Origin of the sequence: Micrococcus sp. TA1, assembly GCF_014199555.1 — a bacterium.
Lineage (GTDB): Bacteria > Actinomycetota > Actinomycetes > Actinomycetales > Micrococcaceae > Citricoccus.
Genome location: NZ_JACHNW010000001.1, coordinates 2,201,986 through 2,224,428 on the forward strand (window position 1 = coordinate 2,201,986; position 22,443 = coordinate 2,224,428).

The following is a 22,443-nucleotide window of genomic DNA, read 5'->3' on the forward strand; positions in this document are numbered from 1 at the left end:
CTGCCATGACCGTGACGGCCACCCGGACCTACCCCGCCACGCGCGCCTACCGGACGCGCGTGACCCGGATCGACCCGCTCAGCGAGCACTTCGTGCGCTTCACGCTGGCCGACGAGGACCTGCAGTTCTTCGGCACGGGGGGCCTGGACCAGCGGATCAAGCTGATGATCCCGCGCGCCGACGGCTCGCTGCCGGACGTCGGACTGTTCGAGGACCCCGCTCCCCCGATGATGGAGTGGTACCAGCGGTGGCGGTCCCTGTCCGAGGAGGAGCGCAACCCCATGCGGACCTACACCGTCCGCGCCGTGCGCCCCGCCGAGCGGGAGATCGACGTGGACTTCGTGCTGCACGGCACCGACGGGCCCGCCTCGGCGTGGGCGTCCACCGCGGCGGTGGGCGACGAGCTCGTGGTCATCGGTCCGGACGAGCGCTCCGAGACCGGCGGACGAGGCCGCAGCGGGGGCATCGAGTGGGACCCGGGCGAGGCCACCACCCTGCTGCTGGCCGGCGACGAGACCGCCGCCCCCGCCATCTGCGCCATCCTCGAGACCCTCGACGAGCGCTACTCCGGCCACGTGTACGTCGAGGTGCCCACGGCCCAGGACACCCTGCCGGTCCACACCCGTGCCTCCGTGCAACTGCAGTGGCTGCCCCGCGACGACCGCCCCCAGGGCGAGGCGCTGACCGAGGCCCTGCGCGCCTGGGGCCGGGACCACGGCGCCGCGGTCGCGGGGACGGGTGTTGTGATCGCGACCAGACGTCCCGACGGCGGCGGGGCAGGTGCCGCGGCGGGGATCGGTGCCGGGACCGAGACAGGCGTCGCCATCGAGGCCGAGGCCGACAGCGAGGCCCCGCTCTGGGACGTGCCCACCGAGGGGCCGCACGGGCGCTGGTACGCGTGGCTGGCCGGTGAGGCCGGGGCGATCACGTCGATCCGGCGGCACCTCGTGAAGGACCTCGGGATCGACCGCAAGTGCGTGTCCTTCATGGGTTACTGGAAGCAGGGCCGCGCCGAGGGCAGCTGATCCCGCGCCCGGTCCCCGGGCATGCTGCAGCCCTCAGGGCACTGCAGCCCTCATGGCACTGCAGCCCTCATGGCGCGGCAGCCCCGGCCTGACGCTCGGGAACCCGTGCCGGCAGTGCGTTCCCGCCGGCAGGCCGGGGCGCCGCCGCAGGACATCCTCGACGACGGCAGGCCGGGATCCCCGGCTCCAGGCCCCCCGCCGACCACGTCGCCCGGGGGCACTGCCTTGGAACGTTCCCGGCCATCGCGTCCCCGCCGACCGCGTCCTTGGGGCCCATCCGGTGCGCCCTCGCCCCGAAGCAGTCCGGTCCGTGACAGTCACGGTTGCAGGCGGCCGCGCTCCAGGTGGATACCGCTGCCCATTCCTGCAGGCTGAGAGCCGGCTTAAACCGCGGAACCCCGCAGCCTGGTCCGTGAGGACCGGGCCACGGGGTTCCGTGGGCCGAGAGCGGCAGGCGAGCTGCCGCCGTCGGGAACTGCCTTGAGGCAGCGAAGGATCAGCGCTTCGAGAACTGCGAGGCCTTGCGGGCCTTCTTGAGGCCGGCCTTCTTGCGCTCGATGACGCGGGCGTCGCGGGTCAGGAAACCGGCCTTCTTGAGGGCCGGGCGGTTGTTCTCCCGGTCGATCTCGTTGAGGGCACGGGCCACGCCCAGACGCAGGGCGCCGGACTGACCGGAGGGGCCACCGCCGGAGATGCGGGCGATGACGTCATAGGCACCCTCGAGCTCGAGGAGCTTGAAGGGGTCGTTGACTTCCTGCTGGTGCAGCTTGTTCGGGAAGTAGGTCTCGAGGCTGCGGCCGTTGATGGTCCACTGGCCGGAGCCGGGGATCACGCGGACGCGGGCGATGGCCTGCTTGCGACGACCCACGGCGCCACCGGCGACGGTCAGGGCCGGGCGCTCGGAGACCGCAACGGCCTCGGCGGCGGGGGTGGACTCGGAGGTGTAGCTGGTCAGCTCCACTTCCTCGGTCGACTCATTCTCATTCAGAGTCATGGTTCTCCTTGAAAGATTGTGGTGGGGCTGACCCGTTACTGGGCGACCTGGGTGATCTCGAACGTCTTCGGCTGCTGGGCGGCGTGCGGGTGCTCGGCACCGCGGTACACCTTGAGCTTGTGGATCTGCTCAGCGGCCAGGGAGTTCTTCGGGAGCATGCCGCGGACGGCCTTCTCCACGGCGCGGACCGGGTTCTTCTCCAGCAGTTCCGCGTAGGACACGGACGAGAGACCACCCGGGAAACCGGAGTGGCGGTAGGCCCGCTTCTTCTCGAGCTTGGCGCCGGTCAGGGCCACCTTCTCGGCGTTGATGATGATGACGAAATCGCCCATATCCATGTGGGGGGCGAAGGTCGGCTTGTGCTTTCCGCGCAGCAGAGTTGCGGTCTGGCTGGCAAGACGACCCAGCACGACGTCAGTGGCGTCGATGACGTGCCACTGGCGGTCGGCGTCGCCGGGCTTGGGAGTGTACGTACGCACGGTGTTTGCCTTCGTGTTCGGTGTCGGTACAGTGACCTGGCCGCAGGGCGTGAGTCCGCGGGCGGGCACTGAGTTCTTCGGTGCGCAACCGGTACATCAGGTGAGGACTGATGTGAGGCCGGGTCCGAAAGCTTCCCGGCGGCGCTCCGGGCGTTAGTGACCATGCAACCAGGCCACCCGAGGGCACAGCGAATCCGGGAAAGGACACGCACAACGAAGATTCATACTACCGGACCGACGCACGGCGGGCAAAGCGTGGGTTCGGACGGCGCCCGGTTGCCGGTGGGCGCAGGTCCGGGGTCGACGTCGGGCGGCCGGGATACCGAGGTTGGGCACCCGGGGCGGGACGGGGCCGGGCCGGGCGCCCGGGATGAGGCCGGGCGGGGCGGCAGCCGGCGTTCGCACCGGCGGGGCGGCAGCCGGCGTTCGACCTGGAGGCCGGGTCCCGATATTCGCACCGGGTCCGGGCACTGGCAGGCCGGGCATCAGCACCGGGAGCCGGGAGTGACGCCCGACCCCACTCCGAACTCCACAGGTGACCACTTACCGCGTGTCGTCCACAGATTCTCTCAATCGCTTTCCTCTCCACGAGGCTCGTGATGGGATGGATGTATTCGAACATCAGTTCTACAACCGGGGTCAACAGCCTCCGGGGCAGGCCGGGAGGAGGCCAGGATGACGGCGCAGGAACATGAGACTCCCGCGGCACCTCTCGCCGACGACCTCGACCTGCTGCCTCTCGAGGAGCTCATTCGGCTCGCCTCTGCGGCATCCACGTCGCTGACGCGCAGGCTCTCATCTGCACGGTCACTGGACGAACTCGCTCCCGTGCTCCACCGGGAGGGGCGTGAGCGCGACTGTGGAACCATGCGTCACCCCAATGGTTCGTCAGGCACTGAAACCGCAGTGGACCGCCTGCCACCGTCGACTCCCTGCGCCCAATCCTCGCGCGCGTCCCGTGCTGATGTGATGGATGGGAGACCTCTCCCGGGGGTTGACATCGAGGATGCCACTCTCACGCTGCCGGCCCTCCACCACGCGCTCGAGACTGTGGCCCGCTCCGTCACGGCGGCGCAGATGTCCCTGGCGGGCCACACGGCGGAGGTCTTCGACCTGCCGGCCGAGAGGTCTCGGCTGCTCGGGATGCCGGAGGGCAAGACGGCATTCCGGGACACGGCCGACTACCTGCGGGGCGTGCTTCGCGTGGACATCTCCGAGAGCAGGCGCAGGCTTCGCCATGCCGCCGTCCTCTGCGAGTCACGGGCCATGACGGGCGAGACTCTGCCTCCTCGGCTTCCCCAGCTCGCCGGCGCCGTGCTCGAGGGCCTGCTGGACCGATCCGCCATCGACCACGTCAACAACACCCTGGCCGAGGCTCGCACGATCGCCGACCGCGCAGGCATCGATCCCCAGGCCGCGGACCACATGATCCGCCAGGGCGAAAACCTCATGGTCGAGCAGGGGCAGACCATGGACCCGCGAAACCTGCAGAAGGTGTGCCATCACTGGTTGAAGCACTTCGAGGCTGCAGTGGATCCTGACGGGAAGGAACCGGTCGACCTCGATTCCCCACGGCTCCAGGGGCTGGTGCACAAGGGCAAGAGCAACGGTTTCCATCAGTGGTTGCTGTCCGCGAACGACGCCCAGCACGAGATCCTCATGACCATCGCCTCTGCTGCGACCAATCCCCGGGCCCGGCAGAACAGCCCCGAACCCGGGCAGGCCGCGCGCGGAGCGGAGGCCGACGACGGCGATACCGAACCACCGACCGATCCGCGCACGGACAACCAGAAGCGGCTCGACGGCCTGATTGCCTGCCTGTCCGGAGGCCTCGCCGTGGCCGACAGCAAGACCCTCCCCTGGGCGGGCGGGATGCGTCCCCAGGTGGCCGTGACCATCGATTACCGGACGCTGCTGCGGGATCTCGTGGACACGGGAACCATCACCGTGGAGGACCTGGCCCGGTTCCAGTCGCATGCTGCCTTCACCGGGACGGTCCACCCACAGAACATCCGCACCCTGGCCTGCGACGCGGACATCCTGCCGGTGGTCCTGGGTGGTGACGGGCAGGTGCTTGACGTCGGACGGGCCCAGCGGCTCTTCCCCGCACGGCTCCGTCAGGCCATCGCTGCCAGGGACGGCGGTTGCGCTGCACCGGGATGCAGCATTCCTGCACCGTGGTGCGATGTCCACCACGTGGAGCACTGGGAACGGGGTGGACCCACGTCTGCGGACAACGGGGTACTGCTGTGCAACCATCATCATCACGCGGTGCACGCCGGCGCCTGGGAGATCGACATGAGATCCGGGCGGCCGTGGTTCATACCGGCTCCCTATCTGGATCCACGGCAGCGACCCCAGCGCAACCGATACTGGCGGCAGTAGTGGGTCCCGCGAGCGCGGTCTGCCGTGCGGTTGTTTCAGGACCCGTTGCCGACGTTCGGCCGTCCTCGCGCGACCGTTTCGTGGCTGCGGCGCTTGGCGCGCGTTCCCTCGGCACGGGCGGCATGGGCACCCGGGTCGGCGCCGTCGTCCGGATACCGGACGTGTTCCAGTACCAGGGCGTGCGGCGGCGCAAGCTTGGTCTGCGAGTCGCGGACCATGACCTCCAACCGCTCGGCGACCCAGCCCTGTCCGTGACGGCCCTCCCCCACCTGGATGACGGCGGCCACCAGCGCCCGCACCATGTTGTGGCAGAACGCATCGGCCTGCAGCCGGGCGACGATGACGCCGCTCTGGGCATCCCGCGTGAATCCGAAATCCTGCAGTTCCCGGATGGTCGTGGCCCCGTCGCGCGGCCTGCAGAACGTCAGGAAGTCGTGCAGACCCAGGACGGAGACCGCCTCCGCATGCATCGCCTCGACGTCCAGGGCGGTCTTGTGCCAGAACGTGTAGCGGCGGTTCAGGGGGTCACGGGTTTCCGGCGCGTCGCTGATCGCGTAGCTGTAGGACCGCCACAGGGCGGAGAATCGCGCGTCGAAACCCTCGGGCGCCCGTGCGGCGCGGTGGATGGTCAGGGCCCCGTGTTCGCGGCTGAGGGCGCCGGACAGCCGCCGCACCAGCGTCGACGCCGGATCCAGACCCTCGCGGCCGCGCGTGACCCCCAGCCACTCGGCCTCGGTCAGGTCGAAGTGGACGACCTGTCCCCGAGCATGCACGCCCGCGTCCGTGCGACCGGCGACGACCGTTCGCACGGGACGGCGGATGATCATCCCCAGGCCGTCTTCCAGTGCCCCCTGGACGGTGGGCAGCCCCGGCTGGGTGGCCCAGCCGTTGTAGTCCGTGCCGTCGTAGGCGAGGTCCAGCCTGACGCGGACGAGTGCGGGATCCGAGGGTGCACCTCCAGAAAGCGCCGAGTCGCTCGGTACGGTTTCGGGCGTCGAGGGCATGGGGTTCATCCTAGGACGGAGACCGGAGCGGTGCGGCCGGGACGGCAGAATGACAGGCATGGAACCGTGGATGTCCTACCTGCTGACCGTCACGCCGGGCATCATCCTGGTGTCTGTCGTCGTGATGCTCCTCCCCCGTCAGGCCCACGGTGTACGGGTCCTGGTGCTGATCCTGGGATTCATCTTCGCCCGGGACGCGATGACCTCCCACGGGCTCTGGGAGTTCGGCACGACGGACGCCGGTTCCGCCGCGGAGGCCGCCCCGTTCGAGATACCGCGGCTCTGGTTGCGGTTCACCGACGATCCGATCGCGCTGCTCGTGCTGGCGGTCGCCTCGCTCGTGTTGGCGGCCGGCGCCGTGCTGGCGTGCCGGGAACAGCGCTGGACCGTCCTGTGGACCGGACACCGCTGGTGGACCTCGGTCCTGGCCGGCGTGCTGGGCATGGCCCTCATCGTGCTGCCGTTCCTGTGGCTGTACGGCACGATCGGCGCGTGGTTCCCGGCGTTGTCGGGCGGAATGCCGGTGATCCCCGTCGAGGACCGCGGCGGCGCCGTCCCCGCGGGGTTACTGATCGTGCTCGCGGTGTTCGCCCTGTGCGGCAACCTCCTCGAGGAGGTGCTGTTCCGCGGCTTCCTCCAGGCGCACCTGGAGGACGAGAGTCCAGGCCGGAGCGGCCGCTGGAGGGCCGCCCTGCTGTCGGGCCTGATCTTCGCAGCCGGACACCTGTTCCTGGCCTACACCGTGACCGATATCGGCTGGCCGCTGGTCGCGTTCACGCTCTTCGAAGGACTCGTCTGCGCCATCGTGGCGTTGCGGCACGGTGTCCTCGGGTCGACGGTCGCCCACGGCGGGGCCATCTTCGTACTGGCCTCAGGGCTGGTCTGACCCACCCGTCGCCCGCCCACGCACCGCCGCCCCCACGCGGCCCTGGCCCGCCCCCGCCTTCACCCCCAACGCAACGACCCGCCTCCCCCACGTACGTGGGGAAAGCGGGTCGGAACGACGCAGTCGCGAACAGCCGGGCTGTCACGGACGGCGGGTGAGGATCACTTGTCCTCGGACTTCTCCTCGGCCGGAGCCTCGGTGGAGTCGGCGGACTCGGTCTCGGCAGCGGCCGGGGTATCGGCCTCAGCGGCCGGAGCCTCAGCGGTCTCGGCCTCGTTGACCGGAGCCTCGGTGGCCTCGGTCTCGGCGGCCGGGGCAGCCGGAGCGGCGGTCTCGGTGGCCTTCTCGGCCTCCTGGACCACGGCCTGCTTCGGGGACACCGGCTCCATGACGAGCTCGATGACGGCCATGGGGGCGTTGTCACCGTGACGGTTGCCGATCTTGGTGATGCGGGTGTAACCACCCTCGCGGTTGGCCATGGCCGGTGCGATCACGGTGAAGAGCTCGTGCACGATCGTCTTGTTCGTGCGGTTCTTCGCCGAGATGATGCCCTGGACCTTGCGGCGGGACGCGAGGTCACCCTTCTTGGCGAAGGTGATCAGGCGCTCGGCGAAGGGACGCAGGCGCTTGGCCTTGGTCACCGTCGTGGTGATCTTCTTGTGCTCGAACAGGTTGGCCGAGAGGTTGGCCAGCATGATCCGCTCGTGGGCAGGGCCGCCGCCCAGGCGCGGTCCCTTGGTGGGGGTAGGCATTGGTGATTCTCCTCAGATGGACCCTGACGGCTGCCGGCCATCAGGACGCTATGGGTGGTGGTACGGCGGCTCAGTACTCGGCGCCGTAGGACTCCTCGTCCGACTCCTGGGAGTGCAGCGAGGGGTCGTAGCCAGCCGGGGAGTCCTTCAGGGACAGACCCAGTTCGGTCAGCTTTTCCTTGACTTCGTCGATGGACTTGGCACCGAAGTTCCGGATGTCCATCAGGTCGGCCTCGGAGCGAGCGACCAGCTCGCCGACGGTGTGGATGCCCTCGCGCTTCAGGCAGTTGTACGAGCGCACGGTCATCTCCAGCTCCTCGATCGGCAGGGCCAGATCGGTGGTGATGTCGGTCTCCGTCGGGTTCGGGCCGATCTCGATGCCCTCGGCATCGACGTTCAGCTCGCGAGCCAGCCCGAACAGCTCCACCAGGGTGGTGCCGGCCGAGGCCACGGCGTCACGCGGAAGCATGGACTCCTTGGTCTCGACGTCGAGGATCAGGCTGTCGAAGTCGGTGCGCTGCTCCACACGGGTGGCCTCGACCTTGAAGGTGACCTTCAGGACCGGAGAGTAGATGGAGTCGACCGGAATCCGGCCGATCTCGGCATCCGCGCTCTTGTTCTGGGCGGCGGTGACGTAACCACGGCCACGCTCGACGATGAGCTCCATGTCGAACTTGCCCTTGCCGTTCAGCGTGGCGATGTGCAGGTCCGGGTTGTGGACCTCGACGCCGGCCGGGGACGTGATGTCCGCGGCGGTGACGACGCCGGGGCCCTGCTTGCGCAGGTACGCCACGACGGGCTCATCGTGCTCGGAGGAGACCGACAGCTTCTTGATGTTCAGGATGACCTCGGTGACGTCTTCCTTCACACCGGCGACGGTGCTGAACTCGTGCAGCACGCCATCCACGCGGATGCTGGTGACAGCAGCGCCCGGGATGGAGGACAGCAGGGTCCGGCGAAGGGAGTTGCCGAGGGTGTAGCCGAAACCCGGCTCCAGGGGCTCGATGACGAATCGGGAGCGGTTGTCGGATACGACTTCTTCAGTCAGCGTGGGGCGCTGTGCAATGAGCACTGACATTTCCTTTCGGCGAGCGTCCGCCATATGACGCACACGATGGGTGGAAACGAATGGGGTGGGCTGGAAGCACCGGCGCGCACGCCCCGCGACGGGCGGCCCTCACGAGAGAACTCGAGTGAGGACCGCACGCCCGGGGCGTGCGCTCGGCACGGGGGTCAGACGCGGCGGCGCTTGGCCGGACGGCAACCGTTGTGGGCGGAGGGGGTGACGTCCGAGATGGAGCCCACCTCGAGCCCGGCGGCCTGCAGCGAACGGATCGCGGTCTCGCGGCCGGAGCCGGGACCCTTCACGAACACGTCCACCTTGCGCAGCCCGTGCTCCTGAGCGGCCTTGGCGGCCTTCTCAGCGGCCATCTGGGCGGCGTAAGGGGTGGACTTGCGCGAACCCTTGAAGCCCACCTCGCCGGCCGAGGCCCACGAGATGACAGCACCGGTGGTGTCCGTGATGGACACGATGGTGTTGTTGAAGGTGCTCTTGATGTGGGCCTGGCCCACGGTGATGTTCTTCTTGTCCTTGCGACGAGGCTTGCGGACACCCGCAGCACGTGTCTTGGGGGGCATGTGTGTCTCCTACGAAAGCTGGATCTGGGCGGGACCCGGACTCGCTGTGCGGCACAACCGTGCAGCCAGCCAGGCCCGGATCGAGGCGATAGAGCCGGGAAGCGTTACTTCTTCTTGCCGGCGACGGTCTTCTTCGGACCCTTGCGGGTACGGGCGTTGGTCTTGGTGCGCTGACCGCGGACGGGCAGTCCACGACGGTGGCGCAGCCCCTCGTAGGAGCCGATCTCCACCTTGCGGCGGATGTCCGCGGCGACCTCGCGCCGCAGGTCGCCCTCGACCTTGAAGTTGGCCTCGATGTAATCGCGCAGAGCCACCAGCTGTTCGTCGCTGAGATCCTTCACGCGGGTGTTCGGGTCGACCCCGGTCGCTGCCAGGGTCTGCTCGGCGCGGGTCTGGCCCACACCGAAGATGTACGTGAGAGCGATGACGATGCGCTTCTCGCGCGGGATGTCGACGCCTGCTAGACGTGCCATATGGCCGTCCTCCTCGTTCTTCTGAAGCAAAGGTCTGCACCAGCACGTCCCCTCCCCCGGGAATCACCGTGACGTGGATTCCCTGCGGTGCCCTGTACGGCGGTCCCGGCGAAGTTCCGGGTTCTCATTCCGCCGACCGGCGTCTCACGCGGTTCGGGTCCCCGGCCTCTGCGTCCAGGGGTTGCCGTGGTCATCCGTGGATGACGCCGGCTGTGCTGCTGTTCGGTCCGGAATGGACCAGGTCCGTCAGGACCGGTGCTGCGCGTGGACGATCCCGTCGTGAGACGAGGTCAGCCCTGGCGCTGCTTGTGGCGTGGGTTCTCGCAGATCACCAGAACGCGGCCCTTACGGCGCACGACCTGGCACTTGTCGCAGATCCGCTTCACGCTCGGCTGAACCTTCATGGTTCCTCCTCCAGCGCTAGCTGTTTAGTTAGCAGTTGTGTGGGTGGGTTTACTTGTAGCGGTACACGATTCGACCCCGGTTGAGGTCGTAGGGGCTAAGCTCAACGACGACCCGGTCCTCAGGGAGGATCCGGATGTAGTGCTGACGCATCTTTCCCGAGATCGTGGCCAGAACGACGTGCTCGTTCTGCAGGCGGACGCGGAACATCGCATTCGGCAATGCCTCGCTGACCGTGCCCTCGACCTCGATGACACCTTCCTTCTTAGCCATGTCCTCCACTTACGTTGTGCCCGCTCCCCGCAACCGGTGACACGGGGCCACGGCGGCGGGAGGACGGACGGGGATGTTTCCAATTGCCCGATCGGGGCGTGGACACGCACCGTAGAGACAACCAGCAATCTATGGTACTGGCTTTGGTGGAGGAAGGGAAATCAGCAGGCCACGGGGAGGAATCTACCGGTCACTCGCCGAGGGGCACCGGAACCACGCCGTGCGCGGCCAGGCCGGCCGCGCCGCCGTCGGGCTCGGTGAGGACCCAGATGCCGCCGCGGTGGCGCGCCACCGAGTGCTCCCACTGGCTGGCCCGGGCGCCGTCCCGGGTGACGACGGTCCAGTCGTCCTCCAGCACGTCCGTCTCGAGCGAACCGCGCACCAGCATGGGCTCGATCGCCAGGCACAGGCCCGGCTTGACCTTCGGCCCGCGGTGCTTCGAGCGGTAGTTGAGCACGTCCGGGGCCTGGTGCATGGCGGTGCCGATGCCGTGGCCCACGTAGTCCTGCAGGATGCCCAGCGGGGCGCCCGGCTGCGAGCTCACGAAGTCGTCGATCGCGTCCCCGATGTCCCCCACGTACTTGGCCGTGGCAAGGGCCGCGATGCCCACCCACAGCGCCTGGCGGGTGATCTCGGAGAGGCGCTCGTCCTCGGGATCGGCGGTCCCGGCCGCCGAGCTGCCCAGGATGACCGTGCGCGCGGAGTCCGAGTGCCAGCCGTCGATGATGCAGCCGCCGTCGATCTTCAGCACGTCCCCGGCCTGCAGCACCCGGTCGCCCGGGATCCCGTGCACCACCTCCTCGTTCACCGAGGCGCAGATGGTGGCCGGATAGCCGTAATATCCCAGGAAGTTCGGCGTCGCGCCGGCCTCCGCCAGGACCCCGGCGAAGACGGCGTCGACGGCGGCCGTGGTCGTCCCGGGGACCGCGGCGGCGACGGCGGCGTCCAGGGCCCGGTGCAGGACCAGTCCCGCGCGGTGCATGGTCTGCATCTGCGGGACGGTCTTCAGCTCGACCTGGCGGCGGTTCAGCATGGGTGGGCGCTCAGGACTCAGCGTCGCCGGCGTCGACCGTGGACACGGCCGGGATGCTGCCGGTGCGCTCACGCACAGAGTACACGGCCTGCAGCAGGCGCTCGGTGACGTCGTCGATCTGGCCGGTGCCGTCCACGCGGGTGACGATGCCGCGGTCCGCGTAGGACTCGATCACGGCGGCGGTCTCCTCGTGGTACAGGTCCAGGCGGTGCTGGATGACCTCTGCGGTGTCGTCGGCGCGGCCCTCGACCTCCGCGCGGTGCAGCAGGCGGGTGACGAGCTCCTCGTCCGGGACGGTCAGCTCCACGACCACCGCGAGCTCCTGGCCGGACTCGGCCAGCATCGCGTCCAGCGCCTTGACCTGGCCCGCGGTGCGGGGGTAGCCGTCGAGCAGGAAGCCGCGCTCGGCGTCCGAGTGCGTCAGGCGGTCCGCCACCATGCGGTTCGTGACGTCGTCCGGGACGAAGTCACCGTTGTCGATGAAGACCTTGGCCTCCTTGCCGAGGTCCGTCATCTCCTTGACGTTGTACCGGAAGATGTCGCCCGTGGAGATGGCCACGATGCCGAGCTTGTCCGCGATACGGGCGGCCTGCGTGCCCTTGCCGGACCCGGGAGGGCCCATGATCAGCATTCGGGTCATGGTGGTTCCTTACTGTCGATACGGAGGATCGGATCCGGACGGATCGCGGCTCAGTTTCCTTCAGGGAAGGACGGATGGGGTCACGGGGAATGCTACCTGCTAGCGCAGCAGCCCCTCGTAGTTGTGTTGCTCCATCTGTGCATTGATCTGCTTGATGGTCTGCAGGGCCACGCCCACCATGATGAGGATGGAGATCCCCCCGAACGGGAAGTTCTGGTCCGCGTTGATCAGCACGAACGCGATCATGGGGATCATCGCCAGCACGCCCAGGTAGAGGGCGCCCGGGAAGGTGATGCGGCTGATGACGTACTCGAGGTACCGCTCGGTCGGCCGGCCGGCGCGGACACCGGGGATGAAGCCGCCGTATTTCTTCATGTTGTCGCTGATCTCCACCGGGTTGAACGTGATCGTCACGTAGAAGTACGTGAACCCGATGGTGAGCAGGAAGAACAGCGTCATGTAGACCGGGTGGGACCCGGTGCCGAAGTACTCGGAGAGGAAGATGACCCACTGCGGCGGCGGGGAGCCGTCCTGCGGGGTGTTGAACTGGATGAGGATGCCCGGGAGCATCATGATCGAGGACGCGAAGATGACGGGGATGACACCGGCCATGTTCACCTTGATCGGGATGTAGGTGGTGGTGCCGCCCACGGTGCGCCGGCCGATCTGGCGCTTGGCGTACTGCACCGGGATCCGGCGCTGGGACTCCTCCACGAACACCACGGCCATGATGGTCAGCAGTCCGACCACCAGCACGATGCCGAAGACCCGCCAGCCCTGGGTGGTCCAGATCTGGCCCAGGCCGGCCGGGAAGCCGGCGGCGATGGACAGGAAGATCAGCAGGGACATGCCGTTGCCGACACCCTTCTCGGTGATCAGCTCGCCCAGCCACATGATGACGATCGTGCCGGTGGTCAGGGTGACGATCAGCAGCAGCACGGTCCACAGGTTGTCGGCCGGGACGATCGGCAGGTTGCAGCCGAGCAGCGCTCCCGTGCGGGCCAGCGAGGCGATCGTGGTGGCGTTGAGCAGGCCGAGGGCGATGGTCAGGTACCGGGTGTACTGGGTCAGCTTGGACTGGCCCTGCGCACCCTCCTTCTGCAGCTCCTCGAAGCGCGGGATGACCACGCGCAGCAACTGCACGATGATCGCCGCGGTGATGTACGGCATGATGCCCAGCGCGAAGATGGAGACCTGCAGCATGGCGCCGCCGGAGAACATGTTCACGAACGAGTACAGCCCACCGGAGGTGTTGCCCTGGGCCAGGCACACCTGGACGGCGCCGTAGTCCACCCCGGGTGCGGGGACGAAGGCGCCCAGCCGGTAGATGACGATGATCCCGAGGGTGAACCAGATCTTTCGCCGCAGGTCGGGCGTCCGGAAAACCCGGGCAATCGCGCTGAACAAGCGTCCTCCTGGAGGTGGGGTGGTGGCGTGGTGGTGCCGGGAAGCGGCACGGACCACTGGGCGAGTCTATCGGAAGCAGGACGGCCCCCGTGCCGCAGTCCCCACCGAATGCACGGTGGCGACGGCGGCCCGGGGGCCGTCCTCAGTACTGATCAGGACTGGTCAGAGGGTCTCGGTGGACCCGCCGGCAGCAGAGATCTTCTCGGTCGCGGACGAGGAGAAGGCGTTGGCCTTCACGTTCACGGCCACGGTGATCTCGCCGGTCCCGAGGACCTTCACCGGCTGGTTCTTGCGGACCAGGCCCTTGGCGACCAGGTCGTCCACGGTCACGTCACCGCCGGCCGGGAAGTGCTCCGACAGCTTGTCCAGGTTCACGACCTGGAACTCGACCTTGAACGGGTTCTTGAAGCCGCGCAGCTTCGGCAGGCGCATCTGCAGCGGCAGCTGGCCGCCTTCGAAGCCGGCCTTCACCTGGTAGCGCGCCTTGGTGCCCTTGGTACCGCGACCGGCGGTCTTGCCCTTGGACGCCTCACCACGACCCACACGGGTCTTGGCGGTCTTGGCGCCGGGGGCCGGCCGCAGGTCGTGGACCTTGATGGCGTTCTGGATCTCGTCAGGCATTGTTGACCTCCTCAACCGTCACCAGGTGCGGCACGGTGTTGACCATGCCCACGGTGACCTGGTCGGCCTTGCGGGTGACCGTGTGGCCGATCCGCTTCAGGCCCAGGGACCGCAGGGTGTCCCGCTGGTTCTGCTTTCCGCCGATGACGGACTTCACCTGGGTGATCGCGAGCGTCGCGTCGCTGACCACCACGTTCTTACGGGTGCTTCCGTTGTTGGTGTTATCAGCCATTCGCCGCCACACCTGCCTTCTTCTTCGCACGATCCTGCTCCATGGTGCGGAGCATGGCGTGGGGAGCGACCTCGTCCAGCGACTTGCCACGACGGGCAGCCACGGCCTGGGGCTCCTCAAGCCTCTTCAGGGCGTCGACGGTACCGCGCACGATGTTGATCACGTTCGAGGAACCCATCGACTTGGACAGCACGTCGTGGACACCGGCGCACTCCAGCACGGCGCGCACCGGACCACCGGCGATCACGCCGGTACCCGGGGAGGCCGGACGCAGCAGCACGACGCCGGCGGCGTCCTCACCCTGCACCAGGTGCGGGATGGTGGACCCGACGCGCGGGACGCGGAAGAAGTTCTTCTTGGCCTCTTCCACGCCCTTGGAGATGGCCGCGGGAACTTCCTTGGCCTTGCCGTAGCCGACGCCGACCATGCCGTCGCCGTCACCGACGACCACCAGGGCGGTGAAGGAGAACCGGCGGCCGCCCTTGACGACCTTGGAGACGCGGTTGATGTTCACGACGCGCTCGAGGAACTTGTCCCGGTCGTCGTCGCGCCCACCGCGGCCGCCGCGGTCGTCACGACCACCACGGCCGCCACGACCACCACGGTCGTTGCCACCGCGACCACCGCGGTCGTTGCGGTCGGAACCGCGACCGCCGCGGCCGGCCTCGGTCGACTGGCTCGCCGAACCGGCAGAGGTCTCCGAGACGGTGCCGGCGGCAGTGTTCTCAGTGCTTTCGGTCACCTGAGTGCCCTTCTCGTTGTTGGTCTCGCTCACAGCTGCAGCCCACCTTCCCGGGCGCCGTCGGCGACGGCGGCCACGCGGCCGTGGTACTTGTTGCCGCCGCGGTCGAACACGACGGCCTCAATGCCGGCAGCCTTGGCGCGCTCGGCAACGAGCTCGCCGACCCGCTTGGCCTTGGCGGACTTGTCGCCCTCGAGGGCGCGCACGTCGGCCTCCATGGTGGAGGCGGAGGCCAGGGTCACACCGCGGGTGTCGTCCACGACCTGCACGAACATGTGCCGTGCGGAGCGGTTGACGACCAGGCGCGGACGCACGGCGGTGCCGGAGATCCGCTTGCGGACGCGGAGGTGGCGGCGGGTACGGGAGACGTACTTGCCCTTGCCCTTCACTTTCAGCGTGGACATTACTTACCTGCCTTTCCGGCCTTGCGGCGGATAACCTCGCCGGCGTAACGCACGCCCTTGCCCTTGTACGGGTCGGGCTTGCGCAGCTTGCGGATGTTCGCGGCGGTCTCGCCGACGCGCTGCTTGTCGATGCCGGACACGGTCACCTTGTTGCCCTCGACCTTGAAGGCGATGCCTTCGGGGGCCTTGACGGGAACGGGGTGCGAGTAGCCGAGGGCGAACTCGAGGTCCGAGCCCTTGGCCAGCACGCGGTAACCGGTGCCGATGACCTCCAGCTGCTTCTCGTAGCCGTTGGTCACCCCCACGATCATGTTGTCGATGAGGGTACGGGTCAGTCCGTGCAGGGACCGGGACTCGCGCTCGTCGTTCGGGCGGGTCACCGTCAGGGTGCCCTCCTCGAGGGAGACCTCGATGGGGGTGGCCACCTGGTGGCTCAGTTCACCCTTCGGGCCCTTGACGGACACGGTCGCACCGTCGATGGTGACATCGACGCCGGACGGCACGGTGATCGGAAGACGTCCAATACGTGACATGCTGTTCTACCTTTCTTCCGTCTGCCGTTTACCAGACGTAGGCGAGGACTTCCCCACCCACGCCCTTCTTGGCTGCCTGACGGTCGGTGAGCAGACCGGAGGAGGTGGACAGGATGGCGATACCCAGGCCGCCCAGCACGTGCGGGAGGTTCGTGGACTTGGCGTACACGCGCAGACCGGGCTTGGAGATGCGGCGCAGGCCGGCGATGGCCCGCTCGCGCTGAGGACCGAACTTCAGCTCGATGACGAGCTTCTTGCCCACCTGGGCGTCCTCTTCCTTGTAGTCGGCGATGTAGCCCTCGGCCTTGAGGATGTCGGCGACGCGGATCTTCAGCTTGGAAGACGGCATCTCGACGGAGTCGTGGTAGGCCGAGTTGGCGTTGCGCAGACGCGTGAGCATGTCTGCGACAGGATCTGTCATGGTCATGTGGGCTTCGTGCCCTTCCTCGTCACGGTTTCCCTTCCCGGTTCACCGGTGGGGACCTGCGACGTAGATACTTACTTCTTGTCGGTCGTCTGGAACGGGAAGCCGAGCGCCTTGAGCAGCGCGCGCCCTTCGTCGTCGTTCTTGGCGGTGGTCACCACGGTGATGTCCATGCCGCGCACGCGGTCGATCTTGTCCTGGTCGATCTCGTGGAAGACCGACTGCTCAGACAGGCCGAAGGTGTAGTTGCCGTTGCCGTCGAACTGCTTCGGGCTCAGGCCGCGGAAGTCACGGATACGCGGCAGCGCGAAGGTGACCAGGCGGTCCAGGAACTCCCACATGCGGTCCCCGCGCAGCGTGGCGTGGGTGCCGATCGGCATGCCCTCGCGCAGCTTGAACTGGGCGATCGACTTGCGGGCCTTGGTGACCTGCGGCTTCTGGCCGGTGATCAGGGTCAGGTCGCGGATCGCGCCGTCGATGATCTTCGAGTCCTTCGCGGCCTCGCCGACGCCCATGTTCACGACGACCTTGACCAGGCCGGGGACCTGCATGACGTTGCCGTACTGGAACTCGGACTGCAGGGCAGCCTTGATCTCCTCGCGGTACTTCGTCTTCAGGCGCGGGGTCACCGTCGGGGCAGCGGTGGTGTCTGCAGTCTGCACCTCAGTCATCACAGCTCCTTTCCGGAGGACTTGGCGAACCGGACCTTGACGGTCTTGGTCTCGCCGTTCTTCTCCACGGTCTCGAAGCGGTAGCCCACGCGGGTCGGCTTCTTGGTCTCGGGATCCACGACGGCCACGTTGGAGATGTGGACCGGGGCCTCGACGACCTGCAGGCCGCCTTCGGTGGAACCCTGGTTGTTCTGGCCGGCACGCAGGTGCTTGGTGACGCGGTTCACGCCCTCCACGAGCACGCGGTCACGGGACGGGAAGACCCGCAGGACCTTGCCCTGCTTGCCCTTGTCCTTGCCGGCGATGATCTGGACGAGATCGTCCTTCTTGATCTTTGCCATGGTGGTCAGATCACCTCCGGTGCCAGCGACACGATCTTCATGAACTTCTTGTCGCGCAGCTCGCGGCCCACGGGGCCGAAGATGCGGGTGCCGCGCGGTTCGCCGTCGGTCTTGAGGATGACGGCGGCGTTCTCGTCGAACTTGATGTAGGAACCGTCGGGACGACGGCGCTCCTTCTTGGTCCGGACGATGACGGCCTTGACGACGTCGCCCTTCTTGACGTTGCCGCCGGGGATGGCGTCCTTGACGGTGGCGACGATGGTGTCGCCGATGCCTGCGTAGCGGCGTCCGGAACCACCGAGAACACGGATGGTCAAGATCTCCTTGGCACCGGTGTTGTCGGCGACCTTGAGCCGCGACTCCTGCTGAATCACTAGTTACTCCTGTCGTCGCGCTGGTTCTCCCCCGATGCCGGGCGAGCCTTGCGGAACGGATATTTTGATCATCCCGGGCTGCTTACCCCTGCCCCTGGTGGCGGGTCCGCCGGACCTGTCCGTGCCGCTCCCCCGGTTCAGACGGGGAACGGTGGTTCCAGGACCCGCAGTCCGCAGGGCAAGGCCGAGGCGGCTGGTCGGGAGGTTTTTTGCGAAACCCTTGGCGCGCGGGGTGGATAGTCCCGCCAACAAGGGCGCACAGACATGTCATCCTAGCGCACGAGGGCCCCGGTCTGCTAATTGCAGTCCGGGGCCCTCGTGGCTGAAGCGTGCCTTACTTGGCGCGCTCGATGACCTCGACCAGCCGCCACCGCTTGGTGGCGGAGAGCGGGCGGGTCTCGGCGAGCAGCACGACGTCGCCGACGCCGGCGGTGTTCTGCTCGTCGTGGGCCTTGAGCTTCTTCGACGTACGCATGACCTTGCCGTACAGCGCGTGCTTCTTCAGGTCCTGGACCTCGACGACGATGGTCTTGTCCATCTTGTCGGAGACCACGACGCCACGGAGGGACTTGCGGTAGCCGCGGGCGCTGGCCTCGGTCTGGGTGTTCGCAGACTCGGTGTTCGCGTTCTCGGTCACTTGGCCTCCTCCTCGGTCTTCTCGGTCTTGGCAGCCTTGCGGGCGGCCTTCTTGTCGGTCTTCTCGGCCGCCACGTCCTCGGCCGGAGCCTCGACGTCCTCGCGGATCCCGAGCTCGCGCTCCCGCAGGATCGTGTAGATCCGGGCGATGTCCCGCTTGACGGTCTTCAGACGGCCGTGGTTGTCCAGCTGGCCGGTGGCCGACTGGAACCGGAGGTTGAACAGCTCCTCCTTGGAGCGCTTGAGCTCCTCGGCCAGACGGGCGTTGTCCAGGCCGTCCAGGGCCTCGACGTTCAGTTCCTTCGAACCGATAGCCATGATCACTCACCACCCTCTCGGCGGACGATACGTGCCTTCAGGGGCAGCTTGTGCATTGCCAGGCGCAGCGCCTCACGGGCCACGTCCTCGCTGACGCCGGACAGCTCGAAGAGCACACGGCCCGGCTTGATGTTGGCGACCCACCACTCGGGGGAACCCTTACCGGAACCCATGCGGGTCTCGGCAGGCTTCTTGGTGAGCGGGCGGTCCGGGTAGATGTTGATCCACACGTTGCCGCCACGCTTGATGTAGCGGGTCATGGCGATACGGGCGGACTCGATCTGCCGGTTCGTCACGTAGGCCGGGGTCAGGGCCTGGATGCCCCACTCGCCGAAGGTGACGGCGGTGCCGCCCTTGGCGTTACCCGAGCGCTTGGGGTGGTGCTGCTTGCGGTACTTGACTCGACGGGGAATCAGCATCAGGCATTGCCTCCTTCAGCGGCGCCGCCCTGCGGCGCAGTCTGCTGGCCGGCGTCCTGGCGCGGGGCGCGGTCGGTACGGCGACGGCGGTCACCGCCACCCCCCGGGCCACGACGCTCGCCACCACGGCCACGGCCGGACGGGGCTGCGGCTTCCTTGGCGGCCAGTTCCTTGGCCGTCAGGTCGCCCTTGTAGATCCAGACCTTCACGCCGATGCGGCCGAAGGTGGTCTTGGCTTCGAACTTGCCGAAGTCGATGTTCGCCCGCAGGGTGTGCAGCGGCACGCGACCCTCGCGGTAGAACTCCGAGCGGGACATCTCGGCCCCGCCCAGACGACCGGCGCACTGGATCCGGATGCCCTTGGCACCGGCGCGAGTGGCGGACTGGATGGCCTTCTTCATCGCGCGGCGGAAGGCCACGCGCGAGGCGAGCTGCTCGGCCACACCCTGGGCGACCAGCTGGGCGTCGACCTCGGGGTTCTTGACCTCGAGGATGTTCAACTGGATCTGCTTCTTGGTGAGCTTCTCGAGCTCGCCGCGGATACGGTCGGCCTCGGCGCCGCGGCGACCGATCACGATGCCGGGACGGGCGGTGTGGATGTCCACACGCACGCGGTCACGGGTGCGCTCGATCTCCACCTTCGAGATGCCGGCGCGCTCCATGCCGTCGGTCATCAGCTCGCGGATCTTGATGTCTTCCTTGAGGAAGTCCTTGTACCGCTGGCCCTCCTTGCTGGAGTCGGCGAACCAGTGCGAGACGTGGTCGGTGGTGATGCCGAGGCGGAATCCGTTCGGGTTGATCTTCTGACCCATGGGTTACTTCCCCTCCTCTTCCTCGGTGGCAACGACCACGGTCACGTGGCTGGTGCGCTTGTTGATGCGTCCGGCGCGGCCCTGGGCACGCGGCTGGAATCGCTTCATGGTCGGTCCTTCGTCGACGAAGGCCTCGGTGATGAACAGGGCGTCCTCGTTGAACGCCAGGCCCTCACGGTCGGCCTTGACCCGTGCGTTGGCCACCGCGGAGGCGACCAGCTTGTACACCGGCTCCGAAGCGCCCTGCTGGGCGAACTTCAGGATGGCCAGCGCTTCGTTCGCCTGCTTGCCACGGACAAGGTCGACGACGCGCCGGGCCTTCATCGGCGTTACACGCAGGTGGCGCGCAATTGCCTTGGCTTCCATTGCTTTCCTTCTTTCGAATTCTCTATCGGAGGAGCAATCACCGCGGTCAGCGGCGCTTGCCCTTCCGGTCGTCCTTCACGTGGCCGCGGAAAGTCCGCGTGGGGGCAAACTCGCCGAGCTTGTGCCCGACCATCGACTCGGTGATGAACACCGGGATGTGCTTGCGTCCGTCGTGCACCGCGATCGTGTGCCCGAGCATGTCGGGGATGATCATGGACCGGCGGGACCAGGTCTTGATGACGTTCTTGGTGCCCTTTTCGTTCTCAGCGTCCACCTTGAGGTAGAGGTGCTGATCAACGAAGGGGCCCTTCTTCAGGCTGCGTGGCATGTCTCCAGGCTCCTATCGCTTGTTCTTGCCGGTACGGCGACGGCGCACGATGAGCTTGTCGCTTTCCTTGTTCGGGCGGCGGGTGCGGCCCTCGGGCTTGCCGTTGGGGTTGACCGGGTGGCGACCACCGGAGGTCTTGCCCTCACCACCACCGTGCGGGTGGTCGACGGGGTTCATGACCACACCACGGACGGTCGGGCGGACGCCCTTCCACCGCATGCGGCCGGCCTTGCCCCAGTTGATGTTCGACTGCTCGGCGTTGCCGACCTCGCCGACGGTGGCGCGGCAGCGCACGTCGACGTTGCGGATCTCACCGGAGGGCAGGCGCAGCTGGGCGTACTTGCCCTCGCGGGCCACCAGCTGGATGGACGAGCCGGCCGAGCGGGCCAGCTTGGCGCCGCCACCGGGACGGAGCTCGACGGCGTGGATGACGGTACCCAGCGGGATGTTGCGCAGCGGCAGGTTGTTGCCGGGCTTGATGTCCGCGGTGGCACCGGCCTCGACCGTGTCCCCCTGCTTCAGCTTGGCCGGGGCCAGGATGTAGCGCTTGGCGCCGTCCACGTAGTGGAGCAGGGCGATGCGGGCCGTGCGGTTCGGGTCGTACTCGATGTGAGCGACCTTCGCCGGCACGCCGTCCTTGTCGTGGCGACGGAAGTCGACGACGCGGTACTGGCGCTTGTGGCCACCGCCCTTGTGGCGAGTGGTGATCTTGCCGGAGTTGTTGCGGCCGCCGCTCTTGGAGAGCGGGCGGAGCAGCGACTTCTCCGGGGTGGTCCGGGTGATTTCTGCGAAGTCGGCCACGGACGAGCCGCGACGGCCCGGGGTGGTCGGCTTGTACTTACGGATAGCCATGTGTCATTTCCTCGATTAAGTGGTCTCCGCTCCGCCTCAGGCGAGCGGACCTCCGAAGATGTCGATGGTGCCTTCCTTCAGCGTGATGACTGCCCGCTTGGTGTCCTTGCGGGAGCCCCAGCCGAATTTGGTGCGCTTGCGCTTACCGGCACGGTTCAGGGTGTTGATCGAGTCAACCTTGACGGAGAAGATGGCCTCCACCGCCTGCTTGATCTCGGTCTTGTTCGAGCGCGGGTCGACCAGGAAGGTGTACTTACCCTCGTCGATCAGGCCGTAGCTCTTTTCCGACACGACCGGGGCAATGACCACGTCGCGGGGGTTCTTGTTGATGGAGCCGCTCACTGGGCATCCTCCTTCTTCGCGGAAGCCGACTGGACGAAGCCCTCGTAGGCGGCCTGGGTGAAGACCACGTCGTCGCTGACCAGGACGTCGTAGGTGTTCAGCTGGTCGAAGTACAGGGTGTGCACCGACTCCAGGTTGCGTGCGGACAGCGCAGCCGAGTCGTCCGCGCGGTCGATGACGACCAGGACGTTCTTGCGGCCCGCGGTCAGCGAGGACAGGACGGCCTTGGCGCTCTTCGTGGACGGGGCGCCGGCGGCGACCAGTTCCTCGATCACGTGGACACGGCCGTTGCGGGCCCGGTCGGACAGGGCACCGCGCAGGGCGGCGGCCTTCATCTTCTTGGGGGTGCGCTGGGAGTAGTCACGCGGCTCGGGGCCGTGGACGACGCCACCACCGGTCATCTGGGGCGCACGGATCGAGCCCTGACGGGCGCGGCCGGTGCCCTTCTGCTTGAACGGCTTGCGACCGGCACCGGAGACCTCACCGCGACGCTTGACCTTGTGGGTGCCCTGGCGCGCGGCGGCCAGCTGGGCCACCACGACCTGGTGCATCAGCGGCACGTTGGACTGGACGTCGAAGATCTCGGCGGGCAGGTCGACCTTCACGGTCTTGGCTTCAGAGTTCGTAGCCATGAAGC

The 22,443-nt window shown here is 67.7% G+C and carries 33 protein-coding genes; 3 read left to right on the forward strand and 30 right to left on the reverse strand.

Going from position 1 to position 22,443, the window contains the following annotated elements; translation table 11 throughout:
• Nucleotides 1-5: 5 nt before the first annotated feature.
• Nucleotides 6-1,025, forward strand: a complete 1,020-nt coding sequence (locus GGQ69_RS09575; protein WP_183527521.1) for a siderophore-interacting protein — start codon at nucleotides 6-8, stop codon at nucleotides 1,023-1,025.
• Nucleotides 1,026-1,521: 496 nt separating this feature from the next.
• On the opposite strand, the gene rpsI is transcribed toward GGQ69_RS09575, so the two are convergent.
• Both rpsI and rplM read right to left on the reverse strand, forming a co-directional pair.
• Nucleotides 1,522-2,019: a 30S ribosomal protein S9 gene (gene rpsI / locus GGQ69_RS09580; RefSeq protein ID WP_010145285.1), complete on the reverse strand. Its 498-nt coding sequence runs from the start codon at nucleotides 2,017-2,019 to the stop codon at nucleotides 1,522-1,524.
• Nucleotides 2,020-2,054: 35 nt separating this feature from the next.
• Nucleotides 2,055-2,498 (reverse strand): 50S ribosomal protein L13, encoded by a 444-nt coding sequence (gene rplM, locus GGQ69_RS09585; protein ID WP_010145286.1) that lies wholly within the window; start codon nucleotides 2,496-2,498, stop codon nucleotides 2,055-2,057.
• Between the two features lie 675 nt (nucleotides 2,499-3,173).
• Between rplM and GGQ69_RS09590 the strand changes: the two genes are divergently transcribed.
• The gene (locus GGQ69_RS09590) at nucleotides 3,174-4,883 is read left to right on the forward strand and encodes an HNH endonuclease signature motif containing protein (RefSeq protein WP_183527523.1); all 1,710 of its coding nucleotides are present in this window, start codon (nucleotides 3,174-3,176) and stop codon (nucleotides 4,881-4,883) included.
• Between the two features lie 35 nt (nucleotides 4,884-4,918).
• On the opposite strand, the gene truA is transcribed toward GGQ69_RS09590, so the two are convergent.
• Nucleotides 4,919-5,887: a tRNA pseudouridine(38-40) synthase TruA gene (gene truA / locus GGQ69_RS09595; RefSeq protein WP_183527525.1), complete on the reverse strand. Its 969-nt coding sequence runs from the start codon at nucleotides 5,885-5,887 to the stop codon at nucleotides 4,919-4,921.
• A gap of 58 nt (nucleotides 5,888-5,945) precedes the next feature.
• Between truA and GGQ69_RS09600 the strand changes: the two genes are divergently transcribed.
• Nucleotides 5,946-6,773, forward strand: coding sequence for a CPBP family intramembrane glutamic endopeptidase (locus GGQ69_RS09600; protein ID WP_183527527.1), 828 nt, complete (start codon nucleotides 5,946-5,948; stop codon nucleotides 6,771-6,773).
• A gap of 161 nt (nucleotides 6,774-6,934) precedes the next feature.
• On the opposite strand, the gene rplQ is transcribed toward GGQ69_RS09600, so the two are convergent.
• The 27 genes from rplQ to rplD all read right to left on the reverse strand — a co-directional run bounded on the left by rplQ (nucleotide 6,935) and on the right by rplD (nucleotide 22,438).
• Entirely contained in the window at nucleotides 6,935-7,525 is a 591-nt protein-coding gene (gene rplQ, locus GGQ69_RS09605; protein WP_183527529.1) for a 50S ribosomal protein L17, read from the reverse strand.
• A gap of 70 nt (nucleotides 7,526-7,595) precedes the next feature.
• Nucleotides 7,596-8,597, reverse strand: a complete 1,002-nt coding sequence (locus GGQ69_RS09610) for a DNA-directed RNA polymerase subunit alpha (RefSeq protein ID WP_010145292.1) — start codon at nucleotides 8,595-8,597, stop codon at nucleotides 7,596-7,598.
• Nucleotides 8,598-8,758: 161 nt separating this feature from the next.
• Entirely contained in the window at nucleotides 8,759-9,163 is a 405-nt protein-coding gene (gene rpsK, locus GGQ69_RS09615) for a 30S ribosomal protein S11 (RefSeq protein ID WP_010145293.1), read from the reverse strand.
• A 104-nt stretch (nucleotides 9,164-9,267) separates the two neighbouring features.
• Nucleotides 9,268-9,636 (reverse strand): 30S ribosomal protein S13, encoded by a 369-nt coding sequence (gene rpsM / locus GGQ69_RS09620; protein ID WP_010145294.1) that lies wholly within the window; start codon nucleotides 9,634-9,636, stop codon nucleotides 9,268-9,270.
• Between the two features lie 290 nt (nucleotides 9,637-9,926).
• The gene (gene rpmJ, locus GGQ69_RS09625; RefSeq protein WP_010145295.1) at nucleotides 9,927-10,040 is read right to left on the reverse strand and encodes a 50S ribosomal protein L36; all 114 of its coding nucleotides are present in this window, start codon (nucleotides 10,038-10,040) and stop codon (nucleotides 9,927-9,929) included.
• Between the two features lie 49 nt (nucleotides 10,041-10,089).
• A complete protein-coding gene (gene infA / locus GGQ69_RS09630) occupies nucleotides 10,090-10,311 on the reverse strand; it encodes a translation initiation factor IF-1 (RefSeq protein ID WP_010080397.1) in 222 nt (73 codons plus the stop codon).
• Nucleotides 10,312-10,501: 190 nt separating this feature from the next.
• Nucleotides 10,502-11,344, reverse strand: a complete 843-nt coding sequence (gene map / locus GGQ69_RS09635) for a type I methionyl aminopeptidase (RefSeq protein ID WP_183527531.1) — start codon at nucleotides 11,342-11,344, stop codon at nucleotides 10,502-10,504.
• A gap of 10 nt (nucleotides 11,345-11,354) precedes the next feature.
• Nucleotides 11,355-11,984 carry an adenylate kinase gene (locus GGQ69_RS09640; protein ID WP_183527534.1) on the reverse strand — a complete coding sequence of 210 codons (630 nt, stop codon included), beginning with the start codon at nucleotides 11,982-11,984 and terminating at the stop codon, nucleotides 11,355-11,357.
• Nucleotides 11,985-12,083: 99 nt separating this feature from the next.
• Nucleotides 12,084-13,391 (reverse strand): preprotein translocase subunit SecY, encoded by a 1,308-nt coding sequence (gene secY, locus GGQ69_RS09645; protein WP_183527536.1) that lies wholly within the window; start codon nucleotides 13,389-13,391, stop codon nucleotides 12,084-12,086.
• 162 nt (nucleotides 13,392-13,553) lie between these two features.
• Entirely contained in the window at nucleotides 13,554-14,012 is a 459-nt protein-coding gene (gene rplO, locus GGQ69_RS09650; RefSeq protein ID WP_183527538.1) for a 50S ribosomal protein L15, read from the reverse strand.
• Nucleotides 14,005-14,244: a 50S ribosomal protein L30 gene (gene rpmD / locus GGQ69_RS09655; RefSeq protein ID WP_183527540.1), complete on the reverse strand. Its 240-nt coding sequence runs from the start codon at nucleotides 14,242-14,244 to the stop codon at nucleotides 14,005-14,007. Before rpmD ends, rplO begins: the two co-directional genes overlap by 8 nt.
• Entirely contained in the window at nucleotides 14,237-15,019 is a 783-nt protein-coding gene (rpsE, locus tag GGQ69_RS09660) for a 30S ribosomal protein S5 (RefSeq protein ID WP_010145303.1), read from the reverse strand. Before rpsE ends, rpmD begins: the two co-directional genes overlap by 8 nt.
• Entirely contained in the window at nucleotides 15,016-15,390 is a 375-nt protein-coding gene (gene rplR / locus GGQ69_RS09665) for a 50S ribosomal protein L18 (protein WP_183527542.1), read from the reverse strand. Before rplR ends, rpsE begins: the two co-directional genes overlap by 4 nt.
• Nucleotides 15,390-15,923 carry a 50S ribosomal protein L6 gene (gene rplF, locus GGQ69_RS09670; protein WP_029139311.1) on the reverse strand — a complete coding sequence of 178 codons (534 nt, stop codon included), beginning with the start codon at nucleotides 15,921-15,923 and terminating at the stop codon, nucleotides 15,390-15,392. Before rplF ends, rplR begins: the two co-directional genes overlap by 1 nt.
• Before the next feature lie 28 nt (nucleotides 15,924-15,951).
• On the reverse strand, nucleotides 15,952-16,350 hold the full coding sequence (gene rpsH, locus GGQ69_RS09675; RefSeq protein WP_029139312.1) for a 30S ribosomal protein S8: 399 nt from the start codon (nucleotides 16,348-16,350) through the stop codon (nucleotides 15,952-15,954).
• 71 nt (nucleotides 16,351-16,421) lie between these two features.
• Nucleotides 16,422-17,018, reverse strand: a complete 597-nt coding sequence (gene rplE, locus GGQ69_RS09680; RefSeq protein ID WP_010145307.1) for a 50S ribosomal protein L5 — start codon at nucleotides 17,016-17,018, stop codon at nucleotides 16,422-16,424.
• Nucleotides 17,018-17,359, reverse strand: a complete 342-nt coding sequence (gene rplX / locus GGQ69_RS09685; RefSeq protein ID WP_010145308.1) for a 50S ribosomal protein L24 — start codon at nucleotides 17,357-17,359, stop codon at nucleotides 17,018-17,020. The genes rplE and rplX overlap by 1 nt, the downstream gene beginning before the upstream one ends.
• A 5-nt stretch (nucleotides 17,360-17,364) precedes the next feature.
• Nucleotides 17,365-17,733 (reverse strand): 50S ribosomal protein L14, encoded by a 369-nt coding sequence (gene rplN, locus GGQ69_RS09690; RefSeq protein ID WP_010145309.1) that lies wholly within the window; start codon nucleotides 17,731-17,733, stop codon nucleotides 17,365-17,367.
• A gap of 334 nt (nucleotides 17,734-18,067) precedes the next feature.
• Complete coding sequence (gene rpsQ / locus GGQ69_RS09695; RefSeq protein WP_010145310.1) at nucleotides 18,068-18,370, reverse strand: 30S ribosomal protein S17; 303 nt, start codon at nucleotides 18,368-18,370, stop codon at nucleotides 18,068-18,070.
• Nucleotides 18,367-18,687: a 50S ribosomal protein L29 gene (rpmC, locus tag GGQ69_RS09700; RefSeq protein ID WP_029139313.1), complete on the reverse strand. Its 321-nt coding sequence runs from the start codon at nucleotides 18,685-18,687 to the stop codon at nucleotides 18,367-18,369. The genes rpsQ and rpmC overlap by 4 nt, the downstream gene beginning before the upstream one ends.
• Nucleotides 18,688-18,689: 2 nt before the next feature.
• Nucleotides 18,690-19,106, reverse strand: coding sequence for a 50S ribosomal protein L16 (gene rplP / locus GGQ69_RS09705; RefSeq protein ID WP_010145312.1), 417 nt, complete (start codon nucleotides 19,104-19,106; stop codon nucleotides 18,690-18,692).
• Nucleotides 19,106-19,918: a 30S ribosomal protein S3 gene (rpsC, locus tag GGQ69_RS09710; protein WP_183527544.1), complete on the reverse strand. Its 813-nt coding sequence runs from the start codon at nucleotides 19,916-19,918 to the stop codon at nucleotides 19,106-19,108. Before rpsC ends, rplP begins: the two co-directional genes overlap by 1 nt.
• A gap of 3 nt (nucleotides 19,919-19,921) precedes the next feature.
• Nucleotides 19,922-20,284, reverse strand: coding sequence for a 50S ribosomal protein L22 (rplV, locus tag GGQ69_RS09715; protein WP_029139314.1), 363 nt, complete (start codon nucleotides 20,282-20,284; stop codon nucleotides 19,922-19,924).
• 46 nt (nucleotides 20,285-20,330) lie between these two features.
• The gene (gene rpsS, locus GGQ69_RS09720) at nucleotides 20,331-20,612 is read right to left on the reverse strand and encodes a 30S ribosomal protein S19 (RefSeq protein WP_010145315.1); all 282 of its coding nucleotides are present in this window, start codon (nucleotides 20,610-20,612) and stop codon (nucleotides 20,331-20,333) included.
• Nucleotides 20,613-20,624: 12 nt separating this feature from the next.
• On the reverse strand, nucleotides 20,625-21,464 hold the full coding sequence (gene rplB, locus GGQ69_RS09725; RefSeq protein ID WP_010145316.1) for a 50S ribosomal protein L2: 840 nt from the start codon (nucleotides 21,462-21,464) through the stop codon (nucleotides 20,625-20,627).
• Nucleotides 21,465-21,500: 36 nt separating this feature from the next.
• Nucleotides 21,501-21,806 (reverse strand): 50S ribosomal protein L23, encoded by a 306-nt coding sequence (gene rplW / locus GGQ69_RS09730; protein WP_010145317.1) that lies wholly within the window; start codon nucleotides 21,804-21,806, stop codon nucleotides 21,501-21,503.
• Entirely contained in the window at nucleotides 21,803-22,438 is a 636-nt protein-coding gene (gene rplD, locus GGQ69_RS09735; RefSeq protein ID WP_029139315.1) for a 50S ribosomal protein L4, read from the reverse strand. The genes rplW and rplD overlap by 4 nt, the downstream gene beginning before the upstream one ends.
• Nucleotides 22,439-22,443: the final 5 nt, after the last annotated feature.